We start from the raw sequence: 5,355 nt of genomic DNA on the forward strand, positions 1-5,355 counted from the left end.
ATCATGTCCAGAGTTCTTTACGATGAGGCGACCAGGGTCTATCCCGGAACCGAGCGGCCCGCGGTCGACGCGCTCGACCTCGACATCCATGACGGTGAGTTCCTGGTCCTCGTCGGTCCGTCGGGGTGCGGGAAGTCCACCTCCTTGCGCATGCTCGCCGGGCTGGAACGGGTCGACGGCGGGCGCATCTCCATCGGCGACCGAGACGTCACCCACCTGGCGCCGCGTGACCGGGACATCGCCATGGTGTTCCAGAATTACGCGCTTTATCCGCACATGTCGGTGGCCGACAACATGGGCTTCGCGCTGCGGGTGATGAAGGCGCCCAAGGAGGAGATCGACCGCCGGGTACGGGAGGCCGCGGGCCTGCTGGACCTGACCGAGTTCCTCGACCGCAAGCCCAAGGCGCTCTCCGGCGGGCAGCGGCAACGCGTGGCCATGGGCCGGGCGATCGTCCGCGAGCCGAAGGTGTTCCTCATGGACGAGCCGCTGTCCAACCTGGACGCCAAGCTCCGCGTACAGACCCGCACCCAGATCGCCGCCCTGCAGCGCAGGCTCGGCGTGACGACCGTCTACGTGACCCACGACCAGGTCGAGGCCATGACGATGGGCGACCGGGTCGCCGTGCTCAAGGACGGGGTGCTCCAGCAGGTCGACACGCCGTTGCGGCTGTACCAGCACCCGGCCAACGTCTTCGTGGCCGGCTTCATCGGCTCGCCGTCGATGAACCTCGCCGAGTACCCGGTCGAGGGTGACGAGGCGATCCTGGACGACACGCGGGTGCGGCTGAGCCGCGAGACGATCCAGGCGCTCAAGGAGGAGGGCGGCGACCGCGTCATCCTGGGCTTCCGGCCGGAGGGCGTCGAGGTGGTGGGCGAGGGCACGCCGGGCAGCTTCCCGGTCACCGTCACCGTCGTGGAAGAACTCGGCTCGGACGCCTTCCTCTACGGCCAGTACGCCGACACGACCGACCCGGTCCGCCTCGGACAGACCGTCATCGCCCGCGTCGACCCCAACATGCCCCCGGCCAAGGGCGAACGGGTCCGGCTGCGCATCCTGCCGGGCAAGGAACGCCTCTTCTCGGCGGCCACCGGCCGGCGACTGCCCGCCTGACCGGGTCCGTTGCCGTTCCTGTGTGGTGTGACATCTGGGGGAAGAGGATGGCCGGGAACGGGACCTGGGCCGCCAGTGCTGAGAACCAGCGGCTGCGTGGGCTCGCGCTCGCCTCCGTCGGCCTCACTGAGACCGAGGTGCTGAAGTACGCGTTGGACCAGGCGGTCGCCGAACTGCGCGGGCTGAGCGGGATGGTGCACTGGTCCGGAACGCTGGGCGGCAACGAGAAGCCGCGTCTGGTGGCGGCTTCCGGGATGCCGCCCGTCCGGCTGCAGGCCTGGGACGAGATCCAGGACGTCATCGTCCGGGTGTTGCGCGAGGGGGCGTCCACGTGCGCATCCGTCGCCCTGGGCGCCGGGTGCGCTGAGAAGGCCGGGCGCGGGAGCGCTGAGAAGACGGGCATGACCACCCCGCCCGTCGGGACCCTGACGACCGTGCCACTGCGCGTACCCGACAGGCCCATCGGCGTGCTGTCCGTAGTCTCCTGCGGGCTCGCCCAGCCGACCGGCCGCGAGCGGGCGTTCCTGCGGTCGCTGGCCGGTTGGCTGACCCAGCGGCTGGCCGTATCCGGCACCGGCTCGGACACCTGGCACCCGTGGGAGGAGGATCTCTCCGCCGACTCTCATCTCCGGGAGGCGCTGAAGGCGACCAGGATCGGATCCTGGGACTGGAACATCGTCACCGGCGAGCTGTACTGGGACGAAGCCGCCCTGACCATCATGGGGATCGACCCGGCCACCGGCCCTCACACGATCGACTACTGGGCCGACCTCGTCCACCCGGATGACTATCCCCGGGTGATGGCCGCGACCGAGGAGGCCATCCGTACCAAGGCGCTTTACGAGGTCGAATACCGTGCCCGCCGTCCGGACGGAACCACGGGCTGGCTGCAGGCACGCGGCCGGATGGTGCTGGACGAGGGCGGCGAGCCGGCCCGCATGATCGGCACGGTCTGGGACACCACGGAGAGCCACATCGCCCGCGAATCGGTCAGCCGCGCGCTGCGCTACATGAGCGACGCCTTCCTCGCGGTGGACCGCGACTGGCGGCTCACCTTCGTCAACCTCGACGCCGAACGCCTCTTGAGGGTTACCGGCCCCCATGGTCAGGTGCTGTGGGACCTGCTGGCGGGAAAGTTGCCGAACCTGCGGGCGGCGTGCCGCCGGACCGTCGCCGAGCGGGAGCCCGCCACTCTCGACGTACGGTGGCCGAGCGACGGTCGCTGGTACCACGTGCGACTGTTGCCGGTGCCCGACGGCCTGACCCTCTATTTCACCGACATCACCGACAAGCGCCTGAGAGAGGCCGAGCGCGAGGCCGCCGAGCGGGCCGCCGCCGAGCGGACCGCCTGGATCCAGGAGCTGACCCGAGCCCTCGGTGACGCCGTGACCGCCCATGATCTCGTGCGGGTCATCGTCGAACGGGTGCTTCCGCCGTTCGGCGCGGCGGGCCTGATCATGTTGACCGTCGACCGCGGCCACCTGCACGTGGCCGGAGCTTTCAACTACGCCGCGAGCGTTCTTGCCAGGCTGGAGGGCCAGGTGCCCGTGGAGCCGTCCGCCCTCTCCGACGCCCTGCGATCGGGTGCCCCGGTTTTCATCATCTCCAGAGCTGAGCACCGCCAGCGCTATCCGGACTTCGCCGAATGGACGGCCCCCAAGAGTGCCGGCAACCCAGAGATGGGCGCCTGGGCGATCCTGCCACTGCTCGTGCCCGGCCACTATCAGGGGTGCTGCGTGATCTCCTACGACCACCCGCACCGCTTCCCCGGCGAGGAGCGTACGCTGCTCACGGCGCTCAGCGGGCTGATATCCCAGGTTCTGGCGCGAGCCCGCCTGTATGACAAGGAGCGCGCCCGCGTCAAGGAGCTGCAGCGCCTGCAGGCGGGGCTGCGCGAGTCCCTCGATCGGCAGCGGCGCTTCACCGCCGACGCCTCCCACGAGCTGCGCACCCCGATGGCCGGGCTGCGGGCCCAACTGGAGGAGGCGCAACTCCACCCCGAGCAGACCGACCTCGGCGACCTGCTCGAACACGCCTTGCGCGACGTGGATCGGCTACAGGCCATCACCACCGACCTCCTGCTCCTGGCCCGGCTGGGGGCCGGCCAGGACATCGCGCTGGAGAAAGTGCACCTGACCCGGCTGATCGAGACGGAGATGCCTTGCCGCGCGAAGGGTCCGCGCCCCGTGCGGCTCCGGCTCGAACCCGATGTGGTGGTCGAGGCCGTCCCCGGGCAGATCATCCGAATACTGAACAACCTGCTCGAGAACGCGCAGCGTCATGCCGCGCGCCACATCGACGTCGGATTGCGGTGCGATGGCGACCACGCCGAGCTCACCGTCACCGACGACGGCCCGGGAGTCCCGGCGGCCGAACGCGAGAACATCTTCCAGCGTTTCACCCGGCTGGACACCGCCCGCAGCCGCGGCACGGGAGGCACCGGTCTCGGCCTGGCCATCGCCCGCGAGATCGCCCACGCCCACCACGGCACCCTGCACGTAGAAGCCCCGCCCACCCACGGCGCGCGCTTCATCCTCCGCCTCCCGCTCGCCCATCAGGGGTGAGGAGCCCGGTCACCTCCCGCTCGACCGTCGGGGGCGTGGAAGCCGGTCAGCCGACCGTCGCGCCGGACTTCTGGCCGATGGCGCCCGGCACCGGGGCGGCCGGGTCGGATCCGAGATCAACGATCCGGTTGCGCCCGTCGACGTGGACGACGGACGGGACGTACGACTTGACCTCGCTCTCGTCCACCTGCCGGTAGCTCATGATGATGACGAGGTCATCCGGGGACACGAGGTGGGCGGCCGCGCCGTTGATGCCGATCACCCCCGAGCCCGCCGGCCCTTCGATGACGTAGGTCGTCAGCCGGGAGCCGTTGGTGATGTCGACGACGTGGACCTGCTCGCCCTCGACCAGGTCGGCCGCGTCCATGAGGACTCTGTCGATCGTGATCGAGCCGACGTAGTGCAGGTCGGCCTGGGTCACGGTGGCCCTGTGGATCTTGCCGCCGAGCAGGGTGCGCTGCATGTCCATGCCCTCCGAAGAGTCGGTAAAAGTTAGGTAATGCTATCCTAAGTAGACCCATCGACTCCCGCCTGTGCAACCCCCGGGCCAGCGGTCACCGAGACGCCGGAGGGCACAGAGACAAGGAACTCAGATGACTCCTCCCGGCACCATCCGTCCCTGGCGAGCCGCGGCGATCGCCGTGGTGTGCGTCCTCATGATGGGTTCGCTGATCTCGTGTTCGAGCTCGGCGCCGGCCCCTAAGGCCGCGGCGGCGGCCGATCCGGCCTTCCCCGTGTCCATCGAGCACAAGTTCGGGTCCACCACGATCAAGTCGCGGCCCACCCGGGTGGTCACCGTCGGGTGGAACGACCAGGACTACGCCCTCGCCCTCGGCGTCGTGCCGGTGGGCACGCGGGAGTGGTTCGAGGAGTACCCGAGCTATCCGTGGGTCAAGACGGCGCTGGGCGGCAAGCCGTTGCCCACGTTCTCGGCGGAGATCAACTTCGAGGCCATCATCAAGCAGCGGCCCGACCTGATCATCGCGATCTACGAGACGATCAACAAGCAGACGTACGACAAGCTCTCGCAGATCGCCCCCACGGTGATTCAGTCCAGCGCGTATCCGGACGAGCAGACGCCGTGGGACGTCCAGACGCTCACCACGGGTAAGGCACTGGGCAAGTCCGCGCAGGCGCGGGCGCTCGTCGACAAGGTCAACGGCAAGATCGCCGCGGCGAAGCAGGCGCATCCCGAATTCGCCGGGAAGGTTCTGGTGGTGGACTACGGGCCCGAGAACGGGCAGCACTACCTGATTCCGGGCCGCGACCCGCGCCGCGCGCTCTTCGACGCGCTCGGCTTCGCCGCCCAGAGCCAGAGCGGCGACATCAGCGAGGAGCGGCTGGACCTGCTCGACAAGGACGTGCTGTTCGTCAACGGCTCGACCAAGGCGAAGATGACCTCCTCGCCGGTCTTCTCCCGGCTGAACGTGGTCAAGACCGATCGGACCATTTATACGGACTTCTCCACTCCGCTCGGGGGCGCGTTGTCGTACAGCGGGCCGGACGCGCTGCTCTACGCGCTCGACGTGCTCGTGCCCCAGCTGGCGAACGCGGCCGACATGAAGCCGTCGACCGCGATCACCGACCTGTCCAACGTCACCTGACCGGTCCTCACCCGGCTCCCACCTCAGCTCCCACCTCGGCTCCCGCCCGGCCCTCGCCCGGCCCTCGCACGACC

The 5,355-nt window shown here is 69.4% G+C and carries 3 protein-coding genes and 2 pseudogenes; 4 read left to right on the top strand and 1 reads right to left on the bottom strand.

Annotated elements, in window-relative coordinates; translation table 11 throughout:
* The first annotated feature begins 3 nt into the window (after nt 1-3).
* The 3 genes and pseudogenes from ACIBO2_RS11235 to ACIBO2_RS11245 all read left to right on the top strand — a co-directional run.
* Nucleotides 4-1,113 carry a sn-glycerol-3-phosphate ABC transporter ATP-binding protein UgpC gene (locus tag ACIBO2_RS11235; RefSeq protein ID WP_358544396.1) on the top strand — a complete coding sequence of 370 codons (1,110 nt, stop codon included), beginning with the start codon at nt 4-6 and terminating at the stop codon, nt 1,111-1,113.
* A 401-nt stretch (nt 1,114-1,514) separates the two neighbouring features.
* A pseudogene (locus ACIBO2_RS11240) lies at nt 1,515-3,206 on the top strand (PAS domain-containing protein); the annotation flags it as partial.
* Between the two features lie 150 nt (nt 3,207-3,356).
* A pseudogene (locus ACIBO2_RS11245) lies at nt 3,357-3,677 on the top strand (ATP-binding protein); the annotation flags it as partial.
* Between the two features lie 46 nt (nt 3,678-3,723).
* On the opposite strand, the gene panD reads toward ACIBO2_RS11245, so the two are convergent.
* The gene (gene panD, locus ACIBO2_RS11250; RefSeq protein WP_358544400.1) at nt 3,724-4,140 is read right to left on the bottom strand and encodes an aspartate 1-decarboxylase; all 417 of its coding nucleotides are present in this window, start codon (nt 4,138-4,140) and stop codon (nt 3,724-3,726) included.
* Between the two features lie 130 nt (nt 4,141-4,270).
* Between panD and ACIBO2_RS11255 the strand changes: the two genes are divergently transcribed.
* A complete protein-coding gene (locus ACIBO2_RS11255) occupies nt 4,271-5,281 on the top strand; it encodes an iron-siderophore ABC transporter substrate-binding protein (RefSeq protein WP_358544401.1) in 1,011 nt (336 codons plus the stop codon).
* Nucleotides 5,282-5,355 lie beyond the last annotated feature (74 nt).

The organism is Nonomuraea sp. NPDC050022, from assembly GCF_044460705.1.
Classification (GTDB): domain Bacteria; phylum Actinomycetota; class Actinomycetes; order Streptosporangiales; family Streptosporangiaceae; genus Nonomuraea.

What these genes read in the sequence shown, in the direction of transcription:
- ACIBO2_RS11235 (WP_358544396.1), top strand. Translation starts at nt 4, where the DNA reads ATGTCCAGAGTTCTTTACGATGAGGCGACCAGGGTCTATCCCGGAACC.
- panD (WP_358544400.1), bottom strand. Translation starts at nt 4,140, where the DNA reads ATGCAGCGCACCCTGCTCGGCGGCAAGATCCACAGGGCCACCGTGACC.
- ACIBO2_RS11255 (WP_358544401.1), top strand. Translation starts at nt 4,271, where the DNA reads ATGACTCCTCCCGGCACCATCCGTCCCTGGCGAGCCGCGGCGATCGCC.